Annotated in this window: 22 protein-coding genes; 11 read left to right on the plus strand and 11 right to left on the minus strand. The window is 70.3% G+C overall.

All coding sequences use genetic code 11. From position 1 onward, the window contains the following. The first annotated feature begins 158 nt into the window (after positions 1-158). On the plus strand, positions 159-776 hold the full coding sequence (locus tag AB0J97_RS26175; protein WP_364092773.1) for a DsbA family oxidoreductase: 618 nt from the start codon (positions 159-161) through the stop codon (positions 774-776). Between the two features lie 14 nt (positions 777-790). Here AB0J97_RS26175 and lgt read toward each other — a convergent pair whose 3' ends face one another. Continuing rightward, positions 791-1,627 (minus strand): prolipoprotein diacylglyceryl transferase, encoded by an 837-nt coding sequence (lgt, locus tag AB0J97_RS26180; protein WP_364092775.1) that lies wholly within the window; start codon positions 1,625-1,627, stop codon positions 791-793. A gap of 169 nt (positions 1,628-1,796) precedes the next feature. On the opposite strand from lgt, the gene AB0J97_RS26185 reads away from it, so the two are divergent. From AB0J97_RS26185 to AB0J97_RS26200, 4 genes are all read left to right on the plus strand, one after another. Continuing rightward, a complete protein-coding gene (locus AB0J97_RS26185; RefSeq protein ID WP_364092777.1) occupies positions 1,797-2,720 on the plus strand; it encodes an RDD family protein in 924 nt (307 codons plus the stop codon). A gap of 91 nt (positions 2,721-2,811) precedes the next feature. Further along, entirely contained in the window at positions 2,812-4,128 is a 1,317-nt protein-coding gene (locus tag AB0J97_RS26190) for a hypothetical protein (protein WP_364092778.1), read from the plus strand. A gap of 390 nt (positions 4,129-4,518) precedes the next feature. Beyond that, entirely contained in the window at positions 4,519-5,412 is an 894-nt protein-coding gene (locus tag AB0J97_RS26195) for a Gfo/Idh/MocA family oxidoreductase (RefSeq protein ID WP_364092780.1), read from the plus strand. Between the two features lie 104 nt (positions 5,413-5,516). After that, complete coding sequence (locus tag AB0J97_RS26200) at positions 5,517-5,684, plus strand: hypothetical protein (protein ID WP_364092782.1); 168 nt, start codon at positions 5,517-5,519, stop codon at positions 5,682-5,684. Between the two features lie 342 nt (positions 5,685-6,026). Here AB0J97_RS26200 and AB0J97_RS26205 read toward each other — a convergent pair whose 3' ends face one another. From AB0J97_RS26205 to AB0J97_RS26225, 5 genes are all read right to left on the minus strand, one after another. Further along, the gene (locus tag AB0J97_RS26205) at positions 6,027-6,983 is read right to left on the minus strand and encodes an SAM-dependent methyltransferase (RefSeq protein ID WP_364092784.1); all 957 of its coding nucleotides are present in this window, start codon (positions 6,981-6,983) and stop codon (positions 6,027-6,029) included. Next, positions 6,938-7,702, minus strand: a complete 765-nt coding sequence (locus AB0J97_RS26210) for an isochorismatase family cysteine hydrolase (protein ID WP_364092786.1) — start codon at positions 7,700-7,702, stop codon at positions 6,938-6,940. Before AB0J97_RS26210 ends, AB0J97_RS26205 begins: the two co-directional genes overlap by 46 nt. Continuing rightward, positions 7,699-8,769, minus strand: coding sequence for an isocitrate/isopropylmalate family dehydrogenase (locus tag AB0J97_RS26215; RefSeq protein WP_364092788.1), 1,071 nt, complete (start codon positions 8,767-8,769; stop codon positions 7,699-7,701). Before AB0J97_RS26215 ends, AB0J97_RS26210 begins: the two co-directional genes overlap by 4 nt. A gap of 52 nt (positions 8,770-8,821) precedes the next feature. Continuing rightward, positions 8,822-9,352, minus strand: coding sequence for an EF-hand domain-containing protein (locus tag AB0J97_RS26220; RefSeq protein ID WP_357709027.1), 531 nt, complete (start codon positions 9,350-9,352; stop codon positions 8,822-8,824). A gap of 552 nt (positions 9,353-9,904) precedes the next feature. Beyond that, a complete protein-coding gene (locus tag AB0J97_RS26225) occupies positions 9,905-10,438 on the minus strand; it encodes an FAD-dependent monooxygenase (RefSeq protein ID WP_364092790.1) in 534 nt (177 codons plus the stop codon). Between the two features lie 726 nt (positions 10,439-11,164). On the opposite strand from AB0J97_RS26225, the gene rph reads away from it, so the two are divergent. Further along, positions 11,165-13,771, plus strand: a complete 2,607-nt coding sequence (rph, locus tag AB0J97_RS26230; RefSeq protein ID WP_364092792.1) for a rifamycin-inactivating phosphotransferase — start codon at positions 11,165-11,167, stop codon at positions 13,769-13,771. Positions 13,772-13,814: 43 nt separating this feature from the next. Here rph and AB0J97_RS26235 read toward each other — a convergent pair whose 3' ends face one another. Further along, positions 13,815-14,027, minus strand: a complete 213-nt coding sequence (locus AB0J97_RS26235) for a hypothetical protein (protein ID WP_357709033.1) — start codon at positions 14,025-14,027, stop codon at positions 13,815-13,817. A 284-nt stretch (positions 14,028-14,311) separates the two neighbouring features. On the opposite strand from AB0J97_RS26235, the gene AB0J97_RS26240 reads away from it, so the two are divergent. Further along, complete coding sequence (locus AB0J97_RS26240; RefSeq protein WP_357709036.1) at positions 14,312-14,998, plus strand: cytidylate kinase family protein; 687 nt, start codon at positions 14,312-14,314, stop codon at positions 14,996-14,998. Between the two features lie 226 nt (positions 14,999-15,224). Here AB0J97_RS26240 and AB0J97_RS26245 read toward each other — a convergent pair whose 3' ends face one another. Continuing rightward, complete coding sequence (locus AB0J97_RS26245; RefSeq protein ID WP_364092795.1) at positions 15,225-15,650, minus strand: hypothetical protein; 426 nt, start codon at positions 15,648-15,650, stop codon at positions 15,225-15,227. Positions 15,651-16,098: 448 nt separating this feature from the next. Here AB0J97_RS26245 and AB0J97_RS26250 point away from each other — a divergent pair, with 448 nt between their 5' ends. Then, complete coding sequence (locus tag AB0J97_RS26250) at positions 16,099-17,460, plus strand: serine hydrolase (protein WP_364092797.1); 1,362 nt, start codon at positions 16,099-16,101, stop codon at positions 17,458-17,460. Between the two features lie 106 nt (positions 17,461-17,566). Here AB0J97_RS26250 and AB0J97_RS26255 read toward each other — a convergent pair whose 3' ends face one another. Beyond that, positions 17,567-18,424, minus strand: coding sequence for a TetR/AcrR family transcriptional regulator (locus AB0J97_RS26255; protein WP_364092798.1), 858 nt, complete (start codon positions 18,422-18,424; stop codon positions 17,567-17,569). 51 nt (positions 18,425-18,475) lie between these two features. Between AB0J97_RS26255 and AB0J97_RS26260 the strand changes: the two genes are divergently transcribed. Continuing rightward, on the plus strand, positions 18,476-19,291 hold the full coding sequence (locus tag AB0J97_RS26260; RefSeq protein WP_364092800.1) for a CPBP family intramembrane glutamic endopeptidase: 816 nt from the start codon (positions 18,476-18,478) through the stop codon (positions 19,289-19,291). Between the two features lie 33 nt (positions 19,292-19,324). Here the strand turns inward: AB0J97_RS26260 and AB0J97_RS26265 are convergent, their stop codons facing one another. After that, positions 19,325-19,837 (minus strand): hypothetical protein, encoded by a 513-nt coding sequence (locus AB0J97_RS26265; protein ID WP_364092802.1) that lies wholly within the window; start codon positions 19,835-19,837, stop codon positions 19,325-19,327. Between the two features lie 132 nt (positions 19,838-19,969). On the opposite strand from AB0J97_RS26265, the gene AB0J97_RS26270 reads away from it, so the two are divergent. After that, a complete protein-coding gene (locus AB0J97_RS26270) occupies positions 19,970-20,149 on the plus strand; it encodes a hypothetical protein (RefSeq protein ID WP_357709051.1) in 180 nt (59 codons plus the stop codon). Positions 20,150-20,190: 41 nt separating this feature from the next. Here the strand turns inward: AB0J97_RS26270 and AB0J97_RS26275 are convergent, their stop codons facing one another. Beyond that, positions 20,191-20,679: a hypothetical protein gene (locus AB0J97_RS26275; protein WP_364092804.1), complete on the minus strand. Its 489-nt coding sequence runs from the start codon at positions 20,677-20,679 to the stop codon at positions 20,191-20,193. Between AB0J97_RS26275 and AB0J97_RS26280 the strand changes: the two genes are divergently transcribed. After that, a complete protein-coding gene (locus tag AB0J97_RS26280; protein ID WP_364092806.1) occupies positions 20,651-20,866 on the plus strand; it encodes a DUF1772 domain-containing protein in 216 nt (71 codons plus the stop codon). The two genes, AB0J97_RS26275 and AB0J97_RS26280, sit on opposite strands and share 29 nt — an antisense overlap. Positions 20,867-20,946: the final 80 nt, after the last annotated feature.

A 20,946-nucleotide genomic window follows, 5' to 3' on the forward strand; every position in this document is an offset into this window, starting at 1 on the left:
CCGCCCCCCCTCCTACCCCCCGCCCCCCCCCCCGCCCCCCCGCCCGGGCGGCGGGGGGGGGGGCGCCCCCGCCCCCCCCGCCCGGTTGACCTCAACCGCGGTTGAGAATGCACGATGTCCTGGACCCCCCCTGATTTCCCGACCTGGGCAGGACGTTCATGAAGCTTGAGATCTACGCCGATGTGCTGTGTCCCTGGTGCTACATCGGCAAAAGACGCCTGTCCCGCGCGCTGGCCGGGCACCCCGCCCGCGACGGCGTCGAGGTGATCTGGCGCGGCCACGAACTCGCGCCCGAGGAAGGCCGGACCCCGGGCCCGACCGCCGCCGAGGCCATGGCGGGCTGGTGGGGCGAGCAGGCCCCCGCCCGCGTCGCCCACATCCGGGCGCTGGGCGCGGCGGAGGGCCTGGAGCTGAACCTGCACCTGGCCCGCCCGGTGAACACCTTCGACGCCCACCGGCTGGTCAAGCTGGCCGCCGACCACGGCCGGGCCGACGAGGTGATGGAGGCTCTGCTGTACGCCTACCACACCGAAGGGCTCAACGTGGCCGACGAGCAGGTCCTGCGACGCCTGGGCGGCGCGGCCGGCCTGGACGACGACGAGGTGTCCGCCGTCCTGGCCGGTGACGCGTACGCCGACCAGGTGCGCGCCGACCGCCGCCGCGGGGCCGAGAACGGCGTCACCGGCGTGCCCAGCCTGGTGATCGACGGGCGCCCGCCGGTCTCCGGGGTCCAGCCGGTCGCCGACCTGCGACGGCTGCTCGACCCGACCGGCTGACGCCGTCCCTGCCCTCAGCGACTGGGTTCCATGGCCGGTTCGTTCTCCTTGTGGCGATTCGCCCAGAGGAAGACCAGCGCGCCGGCGAACAGCACGATCGAGGTCCACTGGTTGATCCGCAGGCCGAGCAGGGTCACCGCGTGGTCCACCCCGCCGACCGGGTCGATCCGCAGGCCCTCGATCCAGAACCGTCCCGTGGTGTAACCGGCGACGTAGAGGGCGAACAGCCGTCCGTGGGTCAGCTTCAGCCGCCGGCCGGCCAGGATCAGGGCGAAGCCCAGGGCCACGTCCCACAGGGATTCGTACAGGAACGTCGGGTGGTAGAGCGTGCCGGGCTGCCCGCCGTGCGCCTGGTCGATCTCCAGGCCCCACGGCAGGGTGGTCGGGCTGCCGTACAGCTCCTGGTTGAACCAGTTGCCCCAACGGGCGATGGCCTGCCCGAACGCGATGCCCGGTGCGATCGTGTCGGCCACGGCGCCGAGGGGCAGCCCCCGCCGGCGGCAGGCCAGCCACACGCCGACGCCGCCCAGGGCGACCGCGCCCCAGATGCCGAGCCCGCCCTCCCAGACGAACAACGCCTGGTACGGCTCCTTGATCGCACGCGGGCCGAAGTAGGTCTGCCAGTCGACGGCGACGTGGTAGAGGCGGCCGCCGATCAGCCCGAAGATCACCGCGGGCATCGCGATGTCGCCGATCGCGCCCCGCTCGCCGCCCCGGGCGCGCCAGCGGCGCTCGCTCAGCCAGATGCCGAAACCGATGGCGACGATGAAGCACAACGCGTAGGCCCGGATCGGGACGAATCCGAGATACCAGACTCCTTGGGAAGGGCTGGGAATCGAGGCGAGGGGCATGGCGGTGAGGCTAGCCAACGCAAAGCCGCCCGGCGGGCATCGTGACCTGATCGCGAGACTCCGGCCGAATTCGTGATCCGATCGCCTCGACGTCCGCGGCGGCCAGAACCATCTGCCTCGTCGGACCGTGAGGCCGGCGCTAGGGTGTCGCGAAAAACGGAGATCATTCGTGTCACGATTAACCCTGTTCGCCTGGCTGGCCTCGCTCACCGCCGCCGCGTATCCCACCTGGGACATGCACCAGGCCGAGGGCGGGGCCTCCGCCGTTCTCGGCTGTATCGGCATGCCCCTCTGGTTCCGCTTCGAGCTCATCGACCTGGTCTCGCCTCCGCTGTCGGACGCCTCCGCTCTCGCCCGTTCGGCCCTCCAGTGGGGGGTGCCCGCGATCATCGTCCTCACCGGGCTGCTCGCGTCGGTCGGGACCGGCAACGGGGGCGTGATCGGCCGCCGCGTGGCCGGGCTGCTCACCCTGCTCGCGGTCGCGGGGCCGCTCACCCCGTTGTACATGTCCGACGACGGATGCTCGATGATCCCCGTCCTCAGCAACAGATGGTTCGCGAGCGTGCTGAACGCCTACGGACCGTACGAATCGGCCCTTCTGCTCTCCGCGCTGCTGGTCCTGCTGGCCACCAGGACCGGTGGGCATCCCGGTCCCGGCGGGTTCACCGGTCGCCGGGCGGCGGCCTTCGCGATCGACTACCTGTTCCTCGTGACCTTCCTGGCCGCCTTCGAGCCCGGGCTGAGCCGCCTGGACTTCGGGCTGCTGAACTGGCTCCGCCTCGACGAGCCGACACCCCTGCTCGCCGTCGTGGTCATGTTCCTGTACGTCCTGCCCGGGCGGACGTTCGGCAAGCAGTTGATGCGCCTCCGCGTCGTCTCCGACGTCACGGGGCACTGGCCGGGCGGCCGCGGGGCCGCCGTCCGGGCACTCGTGTTCCCCGTGCTTGTCTGTCTGCCGGAGTTCGGGCTGATCGTCCTGCTGGTGGACGGTCTGTGGGCGGTGTGCGATCCGGCCGCCCGCACCCTGCGCGACCGCCTGGCGGGCACCAGGGTCGCCCTCGATCTCGTCCGAATGAATGAATCTACATTGTAAAGGCGTCGGGCCGTATCAAGCACCGTCCGGCGCGTCTCCAGGACAGGGCAGGGCACCCGAGCAGGGTGCGGGCACCAGGAGGAGAAGCCCCATGCCGATCGACTACACGTTCGTGAGACTGCAGGGACTGCGACTGCCGCAGCCCCTGAACGCCGACGTCGCCGCGTCCATGGTCAAGACGAGCGGCCTCGCCTCGACGGACGTCACCTTCCCGGACGGCGCCCTGACCGAACCGGAACGGCACGCCCTGACGTGGCTGCTCGCCGCGTACGCCCCACAGCCGTACAGCAAGCAGACCAATCACCAGATCATGCCCCTCACGGCCACCACCGTCGGACAGGTGATCCTCACCTACGGCGACAACGGCCACGCGACCGCGACCCTGGCCGGGCGCGGCATGCCGGCCGGTGTCGAGCCGCCGAGCCGCGATCCGGCCCAGTTGAAGCAGTCGCTCAAGGACACCTACGGCCTCGCCGCGATCACCGGCGTCTGGACCGCCGAACAGCTGGTCAGGCTGTACGACGCGCTGCGGCTCGTCCCCGTCGCCGACCGTCCGGCGCTGCAGGGCGTCGAGATCCAGCGAGTGGGGACGCTCACAGGCCCGGACGGTCACAACAAGGGCAGGTTCTCCTACGAAAGAGGCCCGTGGACCGGGTCGCTCGGCACGCTCAAGCTGGCGGACGCGATCTTTCAGGAGGACGAGATCGGCTTCTACGGCGGTGTCACCTCGCGCGCCTGCCCGCCGAGCGTGCGCGACATCCTGCACGAGGTCGGTCACGCCGTGGAGAGCGCCCCGTGCCGGACCGACTCCCGGAACAACGCGGCCTGGGCCGTCGAGAGCACCGGCGGGCAGCGGTACCGCTCGCCCGAACGCGTCCCGCAGGATTTGGTGACGGAGGCCGTCCAGCTCCGCACGGACAACGACGCGCTGAACCGGCTCGGCACCCAGCTCCCGAACTCCGCCGCCACGGCCGAGTACAACGCCCTGTGCGATGCGATCGAGAAGGTCCAGGAGTGGATCGTGGACGGTGAGAAGGGGACGTACCAGCAGGAGGACGCGCTCGTCCGGTTCAAGAACGACGTGACGAGCAAGGTGACCCAGGCGACCTGGCGGAGCTTCCGGGAGGAGGTCGTCCGGTGGTGCGACGCGCAGATCCTGGAGGTCCGCTGGCGGGCGAAGTACAAGACGCCGCAGGGGCGCGACATCACGCCGTGCCTGCGGAACTTCGTCACGTTCGTGAGCAAGGAGAACGTGGGCACGGACCTCACCCCGTACTCGCGGACGTCGTACGGGGAGCTGTTCGCGGAGGCGTACGCGTTCTGGATCGTCGATCCGGGTGCCGTGGAGAGGCACGATCCGCGGCTTCGTGCCTTCTTCGACGATTCCCGGTACCGCCGCGGAGACTGACTCCGCCCGCCGCCGGCCTCCTTCCTCGACCCGGGACGACCCGGCGGACTCGCAGTCGCCGACCGGGCCGATGCCTGTCTGCCCGTGACGTTTACCCGTGGCAAGGGCGCCGCCAGCGACCAGCGGCGGGCGACCGAGATCCGCACCCGACAAGGACGCTCACCGTCGAGCAACGCGCGGTCTTCTCGAAGGGGGCGGCGCCAGCCCCCTTCGAGAAGACCGCGTAGCCATGGAGGGGCGCCGCGACGGCAGGGGCGCTTCCTCCACCCGCGGTTCGTCGTGTTACGCCAGGTGCCGCGTTCGCGGCGGACCTTCGGGAGGGACGCGCATGGGGACCCTGACATCATGGGGATCATTTCCCGAAATATCACCCACTCGGAGACAAAAGCTGTGCGTATCGCGCTCGCCGGGCTCGCCACCAGCCATCCGTACACCGACGCCCGCACCCTGACCCGCCACGCCGAGCTGGCCGTCTGGGAGCCGGACCCCGATCGGTTGCGCCGCTTCACCGACGAGCACCCCGACGCGAAGGTGGCGAACGACCTCGACGAGCTCCTGGCGGCCGAGCCCGACGGAGTCGTGCTGACAGTGCCCAACCCGCAGGTGCCCGCCGTCCTCGAACGCGTGCTGGAGACCGGCGCGCCCTGTTTCGTCAACAAGCCCGCCGCCGCGACGAGGGAGCAGCTCGACGCCCTGCGCCGAGTGCCGGTGCACGAGCGGGTGATGTCGGGTTCCGTACTGCGCTTCGCACCCGCCTTCGCCGCGCTCCGCCCCGACACGCAGGACGTGCTGTCGGTACGCGCGACGATCCGGCACGACGTGGGCCAGTGGGCCGACGGCTACAACGCCTGGCAGGACACGCCCGGCGAGGGCGGCGGCACGATGGTGACCATAGGCATCCACGGCGTGGAGTTGCTGGTCGCCCTGCTGGGCCCGGACGTCCGCCTGGTGGGCGCCGCCGGAACCAGAAGGCACTACCGGACGTTGCGCTCGGAGGACACCGGCGTGCTGGCGCTGCAGTGGGCGAACGGGATCGTCGGCACGGTCGAGATCCTGGGAGTGTCGGAGGACGACGCGTACACGGTGACGCTGCACAGGCGGCACGGCAGCGAGTCAGTGGTGATCCAAGGCGGCCCCGACCCGGCCCAGACCCTCGGGTACACCGGCACGATCGAGGCATTCCTCAACATGGTGCACGGCGGCCCCAACCCGGTGCCATGGGCCCAAACCCTGGCAATCCTGGAAATCCTGGTCTCCGCCCGAGAACACACCACCACCAACTGACCCCCACCCAACAGCCCCGCCCCAGAGCGACGCGACAGCCAAGGCCACACCCCCGGCTGAGAACGGGTGCGGTGGCCGTGGCAAGGCCACCCGGCTCAGGCGCGATGCGCAGCCGAGGCGACGTCGGCGCGGCGTACGTCACCGCCGCAGCGGCTCCGCGCCGCCGCCCCTACACAAGCCGCGAGGACGGACGGCGGGAGAGGCGGTGGTGTGTCGCCCACGCCGAGGAGCGCCCGCACCCCACCCGCATCTCCACCACCGCCATCACCTAGCCCCCGAGCAGGTGAGGCCACCGGAGCAGGATCAGCCAGCCTCCCGGACGGCCGCCGCAAGCCGGCTTCCCGGACAGCCGTCCGAGCAGCCTCCCCAGCAGAATCAAGCCGCCATCCCGACAACCGCCCCCAGCAGGTTCAAGCTGCCATCCCGACAGATACCCCAGCGGGTTCAGGCCGCCATCCAAACAGCCGCATGAGCGGGTTCAGGCCGCCTCCCGACAGCCGCCCGGCCGGGTTCAGGGCGCCATCCAACAGACCCCTGGGCCAGTCGAGGCGGCCACTCGGCACAAATCCGCCAGCACCGCCACGACCGCTTCCCTCCACCATCGGCTCCAGGTATCAGCAGTCCCGGAACGTCGGTACCGACACCCCCAAGACGTGGCTCTGTCGTGGTTTGTCGGCGAACACCCACCGGTTGGTGGCCAAGGCGTCGTCCGGTTCGGGGAGGGGGCCTCGGCCGTGCCGGCGGGCGAAGTCGTAGGGAGTGTGCACGGTGGCGGACCACCCCCGTGCCCTCAGCAGCCCGATGGAGTCAGGCCGCGGATTCCCGTCGAACAACGCGAGCAGATCCACGCCGATCTGCGCCTTGGCCGCCGCATAGATCGGGCCGACGCGCACCGCCGGTGTCCCCAGCCCGAGCTTGGCCTCGAAGGCCAGGACGCTGCCTTCGGCGCTCAGGACGTCGATGGTCCGCAGGAGCCGCCGTTCGACCTCCGGGTGCAGGTAGAGCAGAAGCCCCTCGGCCAGCCAGGCGGCCGGGACGGTCGGGTCGAAGCCCGCGGCCACCAGCGACCTGGCCCAGTCGTCGCCCACGTCGGCCGCGACCACCCGGCGCCGGGCCGCCGGGACGACCGGAACCGGGGGAGACGGCTCCATGGCGAGGCAGGCGAGCACGTCCTCCTTGAACGCCAGGACGCCCGCCCGGTCGATCTCGTGCACGACCTGTCCCGGCGGCCACCCGAGCCGGAAGGCCCGCGTGTCGAGCCCCGCGCCGAGCAGGACCACCTGCCGGATGCCCGCCTTGGCCGCGCGCGACAGGAAGTCGTCGAGCACCCGGGTACGCAGACCGAAGTAGCGCCCCAGCCTTCCCCAAAGGGGGTTGGCGTCACCATCGGGCACGTCCTGCGGACGGGTCGGCCAGGCGGCCGACGACGCGGCGGCGCGTACGAAGTGCTCGGCGTAGGGATCGGCGGCCAGGGAGTCGGGACGATGGGTCTCGATCGCGCGCGCGGCGGCGACCATGAGAGCGGTCAGGCCGACGCCGTGCTCGATTTCGAGCTGTCGGTTGTCCGGCACGTGCTCTCCTCTCGGGCCGTTCGACCGGCGGCTGGCACCGCGGCGGTCTCCTGTTCCGGGATCCACGAGCCGGGGGCGTCGTGGGAGGTGAGGTGGGCGCCGTAGAGGGCCGCCATGAAGCGCAGGATCTCCGCGTCGGGTAGGTAGCGGCCGGTGGTGCAGTCGGTCAGCACCGTGATGTGGAAGCCCTTCTGGAAGGCGGTGCGGGCGGTGGTGTCCACGCAGACGTCGGTGTAGAGACCGGCGAACACCAGGCGGGCGATGCCGCGCCCGCGCAGGTGCCGTTCGAAGCCCTCGCTGAGGAAGGCGTCGAAGCAGGCCCACTTGGTGAAGACCGGCTCCCCGGGCGCGGGCGCGACCTTGTGGAACTGCGCGCCCCAGGTGCCCTCCAGGCATTTGAGGGCCTTGCCCTGCTCAAGGTCGCGCCGCCGCCAGCTCGGCCCCTGATGCTCGACGTCACCGACGAACCGGACGAAGACCACGTCCATGCCGCAGGCTCGGGCCGATTCGAGGGCTTTGGCGGTGTTCGTCACGGCGGCTTCCAGGGTCGCCAGGTCACCGGCGTACCGGGCGCGGGCGGTCGGGCCGGTGCAGAAGTCGTTCTGCAGGTCGACGACGACCAGGGCCGCGCGCTCGGGGGCGCTGCGGTGCTCGTCGGCCACCGGGGCGGGTAGATGCTCGTCGGCCACCGGGGTGGGCCGGTGCTGCCCGACGGTCATGAGTCCGCCATCAGGACCGGCCGGGCCACCGGCTCCAGCGCGTCGAGCAGGGCGTCGACCACGGCGGTGGTGGAGTGTCGTCCGCCGGCGTCGGGGGTGGCGATGCCGTGGTGGTCGAGCGTCGTCAGGCCGCGTTCGACCATCCGGACCGCTCCGGCGCACCCCGCGTGCCGCTCGGCGATGGCCGCCGCGGCACGGACGGTGGCCATCGGGTTGACCCTGCCGGTGCCCGCCAGGTCGTCGGCGGAGCCGTGCACGGTCTGGTACTCGACCAGGCCGCACGCGTCGGGATGCAGGTAGACGTTCTCGGTGCAGCGGTTCTCCTGCCGCTCGGAGCCGAAGCGGTCGAGCAGCACCACGTGCATGATGTCGGCCCACTCGTTGCCCGCGATGATCACCGTGCGGGGGCGGGGGCCGCGTTCGATGAGGTTGCGGTTGACCGTGTCCGGCTGGAACAGGCCGATCTGCACGCCGTGCCGCGCGGCGCTCTCGGCCACCCACCCGTCGAGCGCCCCGTCGAGCAGGTGGAACTTGTAGGCCATGACGATCTCGTCGATGTGGCCGTCGGGCCACTCCTGCCGCGCCCGCCGCACGGCCAGGGCGATGACCTTCTCGGTGATCTCCTTGCTGAAGGTCATCGTACGGACGAGCGCGCCGGGAAGATGCACGTTCTCGCCCGTGTAGAAGCCCTGGGCCTGGTCCCTGACCATCAGCAGCGACGCCCCGGGCGCGGTGATGGCGTCGATCTTCACCGCCTGGAGGCGCTGGCGGACCAGGTAGAGCGACTGGGCGTTGATCGCCGTGCGGAAGACGGCGCGGACGCCGGAGGCCGCCAGTGTGCGGCAGAACTGCGTGTAGTGGTCGGCGTCCTCTCGCGTGCTCTCGCGGATCCTCTCGGCCTCGGCACCGGCCTTCAGGGACACGTAGGAGTGATAGATCCGCTCCGAGCGCGTGAGGGCGACCTTCGCCCCGCAGACGTCGGCGATGCCGCCCAGCACCCGCTCGAAGACGGCCGCGAGCTCGGGGCCCGTTCCCCGGCCGATGGCAAGTCCGATGACTGGTTCCACTACTGCTCCCTTTTCGTCGTCGAAGGCCGGACGCATCGGCTCGTGTCGGTCGTCAGCTCGACTCGCCGAGCAGGAGGTCGCCCGCGATGTCCGCCTTCTCGGGGCTGTAGTACTCCTTGATGCCCTCGGCCCAGACCGGGACCTTGACCTGGTCGTCCTGCGACGGGCCGAACGCGTCGAAGAGGGTGTCGACGTTGCGCCGCTTGAAGCCGATGGCGGTCATGAGCGCCATGAAGTCGGTGCGGTGGATGAGGCCGTCGCCGTCGGGGTCACCCAGCTCGGCCAGCGCGTCGGCGAAGTCGGTCAGCGCGTCGTCGAAACGCTCGGGGGACAGCACGCACGCGCAGTACTCCTCGAAACTGATGCGCCCGTCCTTGTCCTGGTCCAGCTCCTCGACAAGGGTCGTCCAGTAACGGCGGAAAGCATCACTGATTGCGCTTTTGGCGGCTTCGGTGGAACGTGGGGAAGCCGCCAGTACGCGGTTGGCCATACGATCGAAGTCTTCGACCTCAAGGTAACCGGTGCCGTCGGCGTCGAACAGGGTGAAGATCAGTTTTACTCGGTCGAGGGCCGCGTCTTGCATGCCTGTCACCTTTCTTCCGCGGGTACGGGTGCAGACTCTATAACGGAACCTGACTCGCGAGTGACCAGGTCTTGGGCGACCAGAGAAACGCAAAAACCATCATCTGGAATAAGTCGCCAGAAAGCCTCGTTGGGCGACAAAGGCGGAGAACTCAGGTGATTTCTACGCCCGTCGCCCTCGAAGGGTGTCGGTAAGTTGGGGATATTTCCGGTTATGTGGGGATTTGTGACTCCCGATTCGGGGGCGCCAGCTTTTCCTATCTCGGTGGCTACTTTTTTATTGCTTGGCGTGATGGCGGGGGGAGGAGCGTCCCGATTGGGGGTACCCTTTGCGCCTTTGTGATCGTCAGGCGCCGGGACGTCGTCGTCAGCGTCGCGTCGAGGGGTTGGCACGTTCCCGCTCGGCGGACATCGTCGAGCGACCGCTTCTCGCCGAGCGGGGCCCGACGGCTCGTCCCGGGCCTCCGCGGTGGCCTCGCACGTGGTCCAGGACGAAGTCCGCGGTGCGCAGGCCGCCCGTCGCCTCGACGGGGACGGGCGGCGACGTGCCGCCTCAGCCGGCTCCGAACAGCTTGGCCGCCTCCCGCCCGTGCCGCTGGTTGACGGTGACGTACGGACGGACCTGGCGCTCGTAGGCGGCGAAGGCGGCGGCGTGGTCGCCGTCCGACTCGGCCAGCCGCAGGGCGAGCGCGCGGGCGCCGATGAGGGCCTGGGAGGTGCCCATGCCGGACGTCGGCGCGGCGCAGTAGCCGGCGTCGCCGACCAGCACGACGCGGCCCGCGGACCAGCGGTCCATCTCGACCTGGCGGGACGACGACAACAGCAGGTCCGGCGCGGCCGACATCTTCTTCAGCAGTCGTGGCACCTCCCAGCCCGCGCCGTCGAAGGCCACCCGGACGATGTCCTCCTGCCGATCGCGGCCCAGCAGGTCCAGCTCCGCGGAGTCGGTGGAGAACGACAGGCTGACGGTCACCCGCCCGGCGTCGGCGGCGCTGAACGCGTACACGGCCCGGCCCGGCGCGCTCTGCAGGACGCCGCGGCGGTCCAGGCCCAGGTAGTTGTCCGTGGTGAAGCCGACGCCGCACATGCCCAGGTGCCGGATGAAATGCTCGTCGGGCCGAAGGCGAGCCGCCGGACGGTCGAGTAGCTGCCGTCCGCGCCGACGACCAGGTCGAAGGTGGCGTCGGGCCCTGTTCGAAGGTCACGCGCACTCCTGTCCGGTCCTGGTCCAGGGTGCGGATGGAATCGCCGAAGACGTACCGGACGTCGTGCTCGGTCAGGCGGTGCAGGATGGCCGTCAGGTCACGCTTGGGCACCTCCAGGTCGCCCCTCCGGACGCCGTCGCCGTCCACCAGGTCGGTGCCGCGCATGCGGGTGTCGCAGGCGCGGACCTCGTCCAGGAGCCCATGTCGGCCAGGACGTCGAAGGCGTCACCGCGGAAGCCGACCGCGTACCCGCTGACGCGCAGGGCGGGCGCTCGCGTCCAAGGCGCGGTGGGTACGGGCGTCGCCCGGCGGCGGCATCGAGGAGGGGCCGGTCGAGGCCGAGCGGCGGGCGCGGCGGGCTCTGACGGATGCCCAGGTGGTACGGCTGGTGCGGTTGGGCCGCCGGATCGAGGCGCACCGCACGCCCCTCAAGGCCGTCCCGTGCCTCGCGGCCCGCGTGAAGGAGGGGCCGACCCCTGAAGAGAACGTTCGCCGGGGGACCCCCTCAGTTTCACTTTATATCTGATCCGCGCGCCTCATGAGACCTCGGAAAGTCCTTCATACTGCCCGGTGCGAACCAACTCCGACGAAGGATGGAGCGACGGAAATTGGGCTACGTCATGGGCTTCGGGCAGATCGGCTCGACGAATCTCGCGGACGTCGGCGGCAAGGGGGTGGCTCTGGGCGAGCTCGCGCGGATCGACGGCGTCCGCGTCCCGGACGGCTTCTGCGTCACGACGGACGCCTTCCAGCGGGTCGTGTCCGCGGCGCCGTCGTTCGACGCCGAACTCGACCTGCTGTCCCGGGTGGACCCGGACGACCACGCGGCGGTCCGTGCGCTGAGCGCGGACATCCGTGCCGTCATCGAGGGCGCGGCGGTGCCTGACGAGCTGGTGGCGGCGATCGGGGAGGCGCTGGGCCGGCTCGGGGAGCAGGCTGCCTGCGCGGTGCGGTCCAGCGCGACGGCCGAGGATCTGCCGACCGCGTCCTTCGCCGGTCAGCAGGACTCGTACCTGAACGTCGTGGGCCTGGCGGAGGTGGTCAGGCATGTGCGGCGGTGCTGGGCCTCGCTGTTCACCGAGCGGGCGGTGGTCTACCGGCGTCGTAACGGGTTCGATCACCGCAGGGTGCGTATGGCCGTGGTCGTGCAGCGGATGGTGTTCCCGGACGCGGCGGGGATCCTGTTCACGGCCGATCCGGTGACGTCGAACCGGAAGCTCGCCGCCGTGGAGGCGGGCTGGGGGCTGGGGGAGGCGCTGGTCTCGGGCGTGGTGTCGGGGGACGTCTACACGGTCCGTGACGACCAGGTCGTGAGCGTGTCGGTGGGGTCCAAGGCGCGGTGGGTACGGGCGTCGCCCGGCGGCGGCACCGAGGAGGGGCCGGTCGAGGCCGAGCGGCGGGCGCGGCGGGCTCTGACGGATGCCCAGGTGGTACGGCTGGCCCGGTTGGGCCGCCGGATCGAGGCGCATTTCGGCTGTCCGCAGGACATCGAGTGGTGTCTGACGGGCGAGGACTTCCATATTGTCCAGAGCCGGCCGATCACCACGCTGTTCCCGGTTCCGGTGGCCGGCGACGAGGAGAACCACGTCTACGTCTCCGTCGGCCATCAGCAGATGATGACGGACGCGATGAAGCCGCTGGGTCTGTCCATGTGGCAGTTGACGACGCCGCGGCCGATGGCGGAGGCGGGCGGGCGGTTGTTCGTGGACGTGGCTCCGGTCCTGGCGACGTCGGCCGGCCGGGCGAACCTCATCGGGACCCTGGGGAAGTCCGATCCGCTCATCCGGGACGCGCTGCAGACGGTGGTGGACCGCGGTGACTTCCTGCGCCTGGTTCCGGAGGAGGAGTCCGGTGTCGCGCCCGCCGGCGCCGCGCGGGTGCCGATCGAGACCGATCCGGAGGTGGTCGCCGAGCTCGTCCGGGACGGTCAGGCGTCCGTGGCCACTTTGCGGCGCACGATCGAGGGTTTGTCCGGGCCCGCGTTGTTCGAGTTCATTCTCGCCGACATCGAGGAGCTGAGGCGGCTGCTGTTCGGTCCGCGCAGCTTCCAGGCGATCATGGCGGGGATGGAGGCGGCCTGGTGGCTGAACGATCACCTGGAGACGTGGCTGGGGGAGAAGAACGCGGCCGACGTGCTCACGCAGTCCGTCCCGGACAATGTCACGTCGGAGATGGGGCTGGCGCTCCTGGACGTGGCCGACGCGATCCGTCCGCATCCGGAGGTGGTGGCGTTCCTGCGCCGGGTGGCGGAGGAGGGCCGGGAGGGCGACGGCTTCCTGGAGGAGCTGGGCGAGCTGCCCGGCGGGCGGGAGGCGGCCGAGGCCGTCCGGGGCTATCTCGATCGGTACGGCATGCGTTGCGCGGGGGAGATCGACATCACCAGGACGCGGTGGAGCGAGCGGCCCGCCATGCTTGTGCCCGCCATTCTCGGAAATGTCAGAAACTTCGAGTCGGGGGCCGGTGAGCGGCGTTTCGAGCAGGGACGTCAGGAGTCGCTGCGCAAGGAGCGGGAGCTGCTGACGCGCCTGCGTGCCCTGCCCGACGGGGAGAGCAAGGCCGAGGAGACTCGGCGGATGATCGAGCGGGTGCGGACTTTCGCGGGATATCGGGAGTATCCCAAGTACGGCATGGTCTGCCGCTATTTCGCGTACAAGCAGGCGTTGTTGCGGGAGGCCGACCGGCTCGTCAGGTCGGGCACGCTGCGGGACAGGGAGGACGTCTTCTTCCTGCGGTTCGAGGAGCTGCGGGAGGTCGTGCGCACGGGCGAGGCCGACGGTGAGCTCGTTCTACGCAGACGGGAGGCTTTCCGGACTTATGAGACGCTCACGCCGCCGCGGGTGCTGACGTCGGACGGCGAGGTGCTCGCCGGCCAGTACCGGAACGCGGACGCGCCGCCCGGCGCGCTGGCCGGTCTGGCGGTCTCGGCCGGGACGGTCGAGGGCCGTGCCCGGGTGGTGACGGACATGGCGCGGGCCGACCTGGCGGCGGGAGACGTCCTGGTCACGGCTTACACGGACCCGAGCTGGACCCCCTTGTTCGTGGGCATCGCCGGACTGGTGACGGAGGTGGGCGGCCTGATGACGCACGGAGCGGTGATCGCGCGTGAGTACGGGCTGCCGGCGGTGGTGGGGGTGGAGGGGGCCACCCGGCTGATCCGGGACGGGCAGCGGATCCGCGTTCACGGGACCGACGGGTACGTGGAGATCCTCGGCTGAACGACCGGCCGTCCGACCTCGACGCGGCCTCGGCGCTCCGGGGTCAGAGTGCCGGTACGCTCTCGGGCTGCCGTACGCCCCCGGCCTGTTCGGCGGGAACCTGGATGCGGGGCGGCGGTGCGGGGGCGGGGCAGCGGCCCTGGCAGTAGCCGTTGACGACGACGAGGCGGCCGCGGGCGGCCGTGTAGTCGCTGCGCTGCCGTCCGGGGAGGACCCCCTTGCAGGTGGGGCAGCAGATGGGCTGGTCGGCTGTCATCAGGGCCTTCCGACGTCGTGGATGTCGTGGCGCTGGTGCTCCGGGCCGATGGCGGTGCCGGAGCATCAGGCCGGCGCGGGTGCCGGGTGAATCTTCATCTCTTCACCGCGCGCCTCCTGCAGTATGGCGAGCGTGCGTGGCGAGCGGCGCGCCGGGGCGGCAGGACGGGCTGAGGATCGTTCCTCGCGGGGTTGTTTCCTTCATCCTGCTTGGAAGGGGGTTCGCCCGTGGCGTAGGTGTTCACGCGGTCGGCTCTCCGCAGACGGTGGACGAGAGAGGCAGCAATGGAACAAGGCACCCGTGGCGAGCTCATCAGCCGGCTGGCCGAGGCGGTCAGGTCCGTCACGATCGCGCACCCGCTGCGGGTCGCCATCGACGGGCCGCCGGCCGCCGGCAAGACCACTCTGGCCGACGAGCTCGCCGTCGTCCTGCGTGCGCAGGACCGCGACGTCGTCCGCGCGTGCATCGACGACTTCCTCTTCCCCAGTGCACAGCGTTACCGGCGCGGCCGGTACTCGGCCGAAGCCTGCTACTTCGACGCCCATGACAACGCCGCGCTGTGCCGGGTCCTGCTCGATCCGCTGGGCCCGGGCGGAGACCGGAGGTTCCGGCACGCGGTCTACGACAGGGACAGCGACACTCAGTCGCTACCGCCGGCCATGACCGCCGCCGCGGACGCCGTACTGCTCTTCGACGGCGTCTTCCTCCTGCGTCCGGAACTCGTCGACCGGTGGGACCTGCGCATCTTCGTGTCCGTCCCCTTCGAGCAGACGGTGGATCGTGCCCGGGACCGAGCCGCGGCGCTGACCGGCTCCTCCGCCGACACCGCCGAGATCGAACGGTCCTGGCACAACCGGTACATCCCCTCCCAGCAGCTCTACTTCGCCACAGCCCGCCCGACCGACCACGCCGACATCATCGTGTACAACGATCAGATCCAACGGCCGGCCTGGGACGTCCGACCACACTGAGATCGGCCTGGAGGGCGCTGCGATGGGGTGCAAAAGCCTACCGGCCGGCGTGGACGACGTTCGTCTTGCGCGCGTCGCACGTCCGGGCCGGAGGCCCCATCGACAGGGGCGCCACCTCAGTGGGGTGGCGCCCCTGTCCGTTGTCATGGCCGGCCAGATGTGACGTCGAGCGGCGGTGTGTGGTCCGCTCATGACCGTCCTGGCCGTGTCCGTGTGCCATGAGGCTTCAGGTCGTCGGGGTCACGGGGATGCATATGGCGTACACCGTGTAGGTGCCCGTGGTGCTCGCCGAGTTGTTGAAGGACACCGTCCACGTGTTCTCGGCGGAGGGGAAGGACTCGTACACCTGGACGGTGAGGTTGTTGCCGCCGAGGGGCGTCACCAGTCCGCCGCCTGTGATGGCGGTTCCCGCCGGGCAGGTCGAGGTGCCGGTGTTGAGGCCGGACGTCAGCGTGTGCGGGGTCCGGATGATCTGGGTCGGCTCGGGCGGTCCGGGAGGGCCGGGGCGTCCCGGTGGGCAGGCGTGCGGGCGGGGGCCCTTTCCGCCGCCGTCACCGCCGGTCGCCGCCTGGGCCGCCGAAGCGGCTCCCATCAGCAGTGCCGTGGCCAGCATCGGTATGGCGGCACCTCGTAGAAGGGCTGCGCGTCTCATGGTGTCCTCCGTGAACTGTTCGCCTTCTGGCGCCTGCTGCACGTCAAAGGCCAGGAAGGGTGCGGCAGCGTCGACCGCAAAGACTTGAACATGGCGAATCGCCCCAAGGGCCGGGATGGCTCGGTGGGCGGCGCTTCGCGAAGCACCGTCCAGCGAAAGTGGCCCGATCGGCTGATCCATACCGTACGGCGCAGACTGCACGATTATCACGGAGAGTAATGAATTGTTTGCGCGTGTGACGTGGTGCGGGTCGGCGAATCCGATGGCATCGCCGCCGGCGATCGGATGATCACGAGTCGTCACTTATTGTGAGATCTTTCATAACTACCGCATAACAGAGATCATTTCTGACTAGGGTGATCTTGTGATTCTGACTAGACCAACAAGTCGTCCGAGGCGAGTCATGTCCGGGCTCGCCGCCACAGCCGTGCTCCTGGGTGGCCTCGTCGTGTCGAACCCTGCGAATGCGGAGGCGGACAACAGCTCAGGAAGCGTGCTGGCGCACTTCCTGCAACAGGCGCTCGGCCGTCAGCAGTTCGAGCAGGTCCTGGATACCAGCCCGCCGACGAGTGCGACGGACCTGAACACCCTGCGGCGGGAGGGTGCCGCCAAGGAGGCGAAGCAGGTCCCGCAGCAGGCGGACCTTCGCGCGGCCGCCGCGGCCGCCGCGCCGATCACGCAGCAGCCGCAGATCGACCTGACCGTCATCGAGCTGGACAGGCTCGGCCGCCCCCTGTCCTCCGGCACCGTGCTGATGAGCCCGCAGTACCCGGAGGGCAAGATCGTCCCGATGGACGACAAGTTGCGTACTTCGGCCGTCCGCTGGAGGCAGTGGGACGACGCCGGCTGGTACGCCAACCGCGGCCAAGGCAGCATCGACATCGTGCCGGGCCGCGAGAACGCCGCCATCGACTTCATGAGCCCCTACCCCGCCTCCGTCCTGAAGCTGATGGTGGGCTTCGGGGTGCTGCGACTGGTGGACGCGGGCCAGATCTCGCTCGACGACACCTACGCCTACCAGCCGGTCACGGTCAGCTCGTTGTGCGGCCCCGCCCGCAGCGACACGGTCCGTAACTTCCTCGACGCCGCGCTCACCTGGTCGTCCAACGCCTCCGCCTGCGCCATGGTCAAGCTGCTGCACGACAAGGGCGCGGTGAACGGCCTCAACCAGACCTTCCAGGACCTCGGCCTGGAGACGCTCCAGCTCAAGAACACCAACCCCGACAACGGCGCGCGATGGGGCAACCCCGTCACCATGACGTCGCTCGACACGGCGAAGCTGCTGACGCTGGTCAACGGCGGGGCGGGCACCTTGTGGAAGACCCCGGGCGGCACCGCGGTCACGGCCGACGTCCTGAGCGACGCCTCCCGCACGTTCTTCAGGAGCAGGCTGGCCGAGCAGGGCATGAACGTCACCCTCTCCACCACGAACTGGTGCGGCGCGGACTATCCCGCCCCCGGCATCCCGCAGCTCACGCCCTCGCGGTGGCTCGGCGCCGACGGCACCGTGACGATTCCCGGCCAGGGCATCTCCTACGGCCGCGACGTGCGACCGTGCGACCAGAAGGCCGAGGTGACCTACGCCCACAAGAACGGCTGGGTGAACAACTCCGGCGCCGACGCGGGGATCGTGAAGGCCCTGCCCGGCAAGGGCGGCCGCACGTACGTCGTCGCCCTGTTCTCCAACCTCGGCTACCAGTACGTCGACCCGAACCGGCCCGCGACAGGCGCGGAGAACGTCTGGTTCACTGAGCGCCTGGCGAAGCTGGGCAAGGCCATCGACGAGTACGAGAAGCGCCGCTTCGGCTGACCCCGCGGCAAGCCGAGCCGGTCAGGTCGCCGTGGTACCCGGCAGCCTGACCGGCGACGACCTCTGATCACACGCCTGTCCCGGCCGGGCCCCCGCGCGGCGGCTGTCAGCTCGCCGCCCACCGCCCGTTTCGCAGAGCGGCCGCGACCGAGCGCTCATGTTCGTCGGTCCATTCCACCTCGGGGTCGGCTTCCAGCAGGCCGAGCACCACGGACGTGATCGCCAGCGCGGGCTCCGACCATTCGGCGGGCTCGGGCGCCCCGAACGGATTGGCCTGGAACCGCCGGGTGACGATCTCCGGATTGCCGGGGGCCATCAGGATCAGCCCGCGCAATGTGGCGACGGCCAGGCGGGCCACCGTCTCGAACGTGACGCCGGCGCACGGACGCAGGCCGATCAGTCTCGCCCCCCAGGAGTAGGCGGTCGCCACGCCTGCGACCATCGAGCGTTCCGACTCGGTGAGAGCCTGCTGGACCTCGGCGCGCAGGTCACCGTCCGGCAGGCTGCGGAAGGTGGCCTGCAACGCGAGATAGGTACGCCAGGCCGATGACCGGTGGAAGATCCCGAACTCGCCGAGCGCGCCCTCCCGCAGCACCTCCGCGGCCAGCGCGCGGCGCAGACCCGGCGTGCGGGCCCAGCCGAGATGGGCGAGCACGGTGCGGGCCGCCGCCTGCGACGCGCCGGGGTTGGCCTCGGTGATGGCCGGGCTGGCGCCTTTGGCCAGCTCGCGCAGCAGATCGCTGAAGAACAGATCTTTGTACGGCCAGCGGCGGTAGACGGCGCTGCGGGCGACGCCGGCGTCCCGGATGATCTCTTCGAAGCTGATGTGCTCCAGGCTCACCGTCAGCCCGGCCTCTTCGACCGTGGCGGTCGCGGCGTCGAGCATCCGCCGTGCGGTCTCTTCGTCGGACAGTCGCTTGCGGCGTCGCGCCAGGCCGCTCTCCGGGGTCTCTCGTGTCACCATCGTAGTCTATGGTACTTGGGATATCGTGTCTCAACTTGTGATGGTGAATCCATGAGAATGTCGGCGACCAGCAGTCCACCGCGCGACCGGACCGGACACCCGGTGCGGTTCTTCGTCCTCGTCACCGTGTTGTCGGTGCCGTTCTACGTCCTGGGGGCGGTGTCGCCCGCCGTCCGCATCGGAGCCCTCGACCTGCCCGCGAGCGCGACCATGTTCGTGCTGCCGGTGCTGGCCGCCGCGATCCTGGCCCGCCGTGACGGCGGCCGGGGCGCCGTCACGGCGCTGCTGGCCCGCGTCGTCGACCGGCCCGCGGGACGAACCCGCTGGTATGCCGCCGCGGCATTGCTGCCGGCCGCGATCGGCGCCCTCTCGTGGATCTTCGGGTGGCTCGGCGGCCAAGCGGGCTCGACCCTTCCTACGTCGCCGGCGGCCTTGCCGCTGCTGCTCGCCGCGGCGCTGGCGGCGGCCGCGTGCGAGGAGCTGGGCTGGACCGGTTACGCCTCCGACCCGCTGCAACGCCGGTTCGGCACGGCCGGAGCCGGGCTGCTCCTCGGGCTCTTCTGCGGTGCGTGGCATGTGATCCCGCTTGTGCAGGCCGGTCATGGTGCGGCTTGGATCGGAGGCTGGTTCCTTGGTACGGTCGCGGGCCGCGTGGTCATCCTCGGCCTGCGCAACGCCTCCGGAGGTCTGTCGGCGGCGATCCTGGCGCACGCGATGGTCAATGTCACCGCCGCCTACGTCCCCGACTACGACGACCCCGTCGTCTCGACGGCGTCCGGCCTGCTCACCGCCGCGGCCGCCGCGGGCATCCTGTTCATCGCATCATGCCGGGCCACCGCGACTCAGCCCGAGGGCCGGCGAGGTTGAGCCCCACGTACGCGACGCACCGTCGTCGAGCGCTCAGTCGTCAGCGGCGACCAGGAGCGACAGGACCTTGGCGGGGCGGTCGACGAGGACGAGCTCGTGAAAGTCGCTGTGAACCCGGCCCCAGTCGTGAAAGGCCCCGTGGCCGAGGTCTGCGAGCCGGTATCTGTCGGTGGCTCCTGTGATCAGCGGATGAACGTCGTGGTCCAGCTGGGCGGACAGAGCCGCAGGAAGAGGGCCGAACTGTGCCGCCCAGTCGCGCAGAAGGGCGCTCGCGGTCATCTCGTCCACGTGCCCGTATGCGGTCGGGGTCACGTTCCGCAGCCAGTAGGGGCCGTGGCGAAGCCCGTCGACCTCGACTCCCCCTCCGGCGTAGTCGTCCCGGAACTGCTCGTGGCCAATCAGCTCGGTCAGTAGGCAGGCGTCGCCGACGTCCGGGTGAGACACGCCGAAGCGCTTGATGTCGACCCAGCGATATGCGTGATCACCGAAGGGGAACTCACGGAAGTTGATGAATGTCTGATCCAGATACGTGAGCGCCTTCTGCACCTCTCAACGGTAAGGGCATGCTTCGGCGACGCATCCATCCACGATGCTCATTTCGAGCTCGCCGGCGGTCGCCAAGTCGGGCGCGAGTGGGTGTTAAGAGCAGCCCAAGTGGTGGCCTGTTTCATCAGCGGCATGAGAAACCTCTTCGCGGCCCGGGGTATGCGCCGGGCGATGGCCCTGGTCCTGCTGTCCGTCTCCACCGTGTTCACGATCAGCATGACGAGCACTCCCGCCTACGCGTGGAATCCTGCGAACGACGGCTGGTACAAGTGCTACATCGAAGGCAAGTGGATGTGGTGCAAGGACCTGTAGACCAAGCAGAAAGCCGCCCCCTCTGTGCGAGGAGGGCGGCTTCATCGTGTGGCTGTGATCGTCGTCGAGGTGAGGACGTAGATCTGGTCGGCCGCTCTGGCCGGAGTGAGGTCCGGACGCAGGGCCCCGAGCGCGTGCGGGTGGTGGGCCGGCCCCTGGCTGCCCTTCAGCCTTTCACGTTCGATGTCGGCCAGAACCTCCTGGAGCCCCGCGTCGGTCGGAGAGGCAGCGGCGGCCGCGCGCAGGACGCGGTGCACGGGCTGGACGCGCCGGAGGATCGCGGTGGCCATGGCGGCGTACCGGGCCAGCTTGCGGGCGGGGTCGGGCTCGTCGAGGATCGACTGGACCTCGGGGCGGTCGCTCCGCGGCACGGGCCGGGCGTCGCCGGCCAGCGTGATGTCGTAGACGAGCTTGGCCAGGGCGGGTTTGCCGCCGGGGGAGGACGGGTACAGCGTCTGGAGCGCCACGCCGGCCTCGCGGGCGACCTCGGCTCTGATCGTCGTGACCGCCCTGATCCTGGTGATCCTCACCGTCGTCCTCACGCTGGCGGGCCTGGGGCCCCTCAACCGGATGGCGGACGCCTGGGCTCCCGACCTCCTGCCCGCCGACTGGCAGGAGATCCGTGGTCGATGGCAGAACCTGCACCTGGTCCGGACCGGGCTCGCGCTCGCGGCGTTCGCCTGCCTGCTCACCGTCCAGACCTTCGACCGCGTCTGAACAACGGCCGTTCGGGAGCGGCCCGATTCCTTTGCGCGGTGGCCGGGGTCTACATGAGAGATCGGCCCGCACGCCGGGCC

The sequence above is a fragment of the Nonomuraea sp. NPDC049607 genome, from assembly GCF_040675375.1.
Lineage (GTDB): Bacteria > Actinomycetota > Actinomycetes > Streptosporangiales > Streptosporangiaceae > Nonomuraea.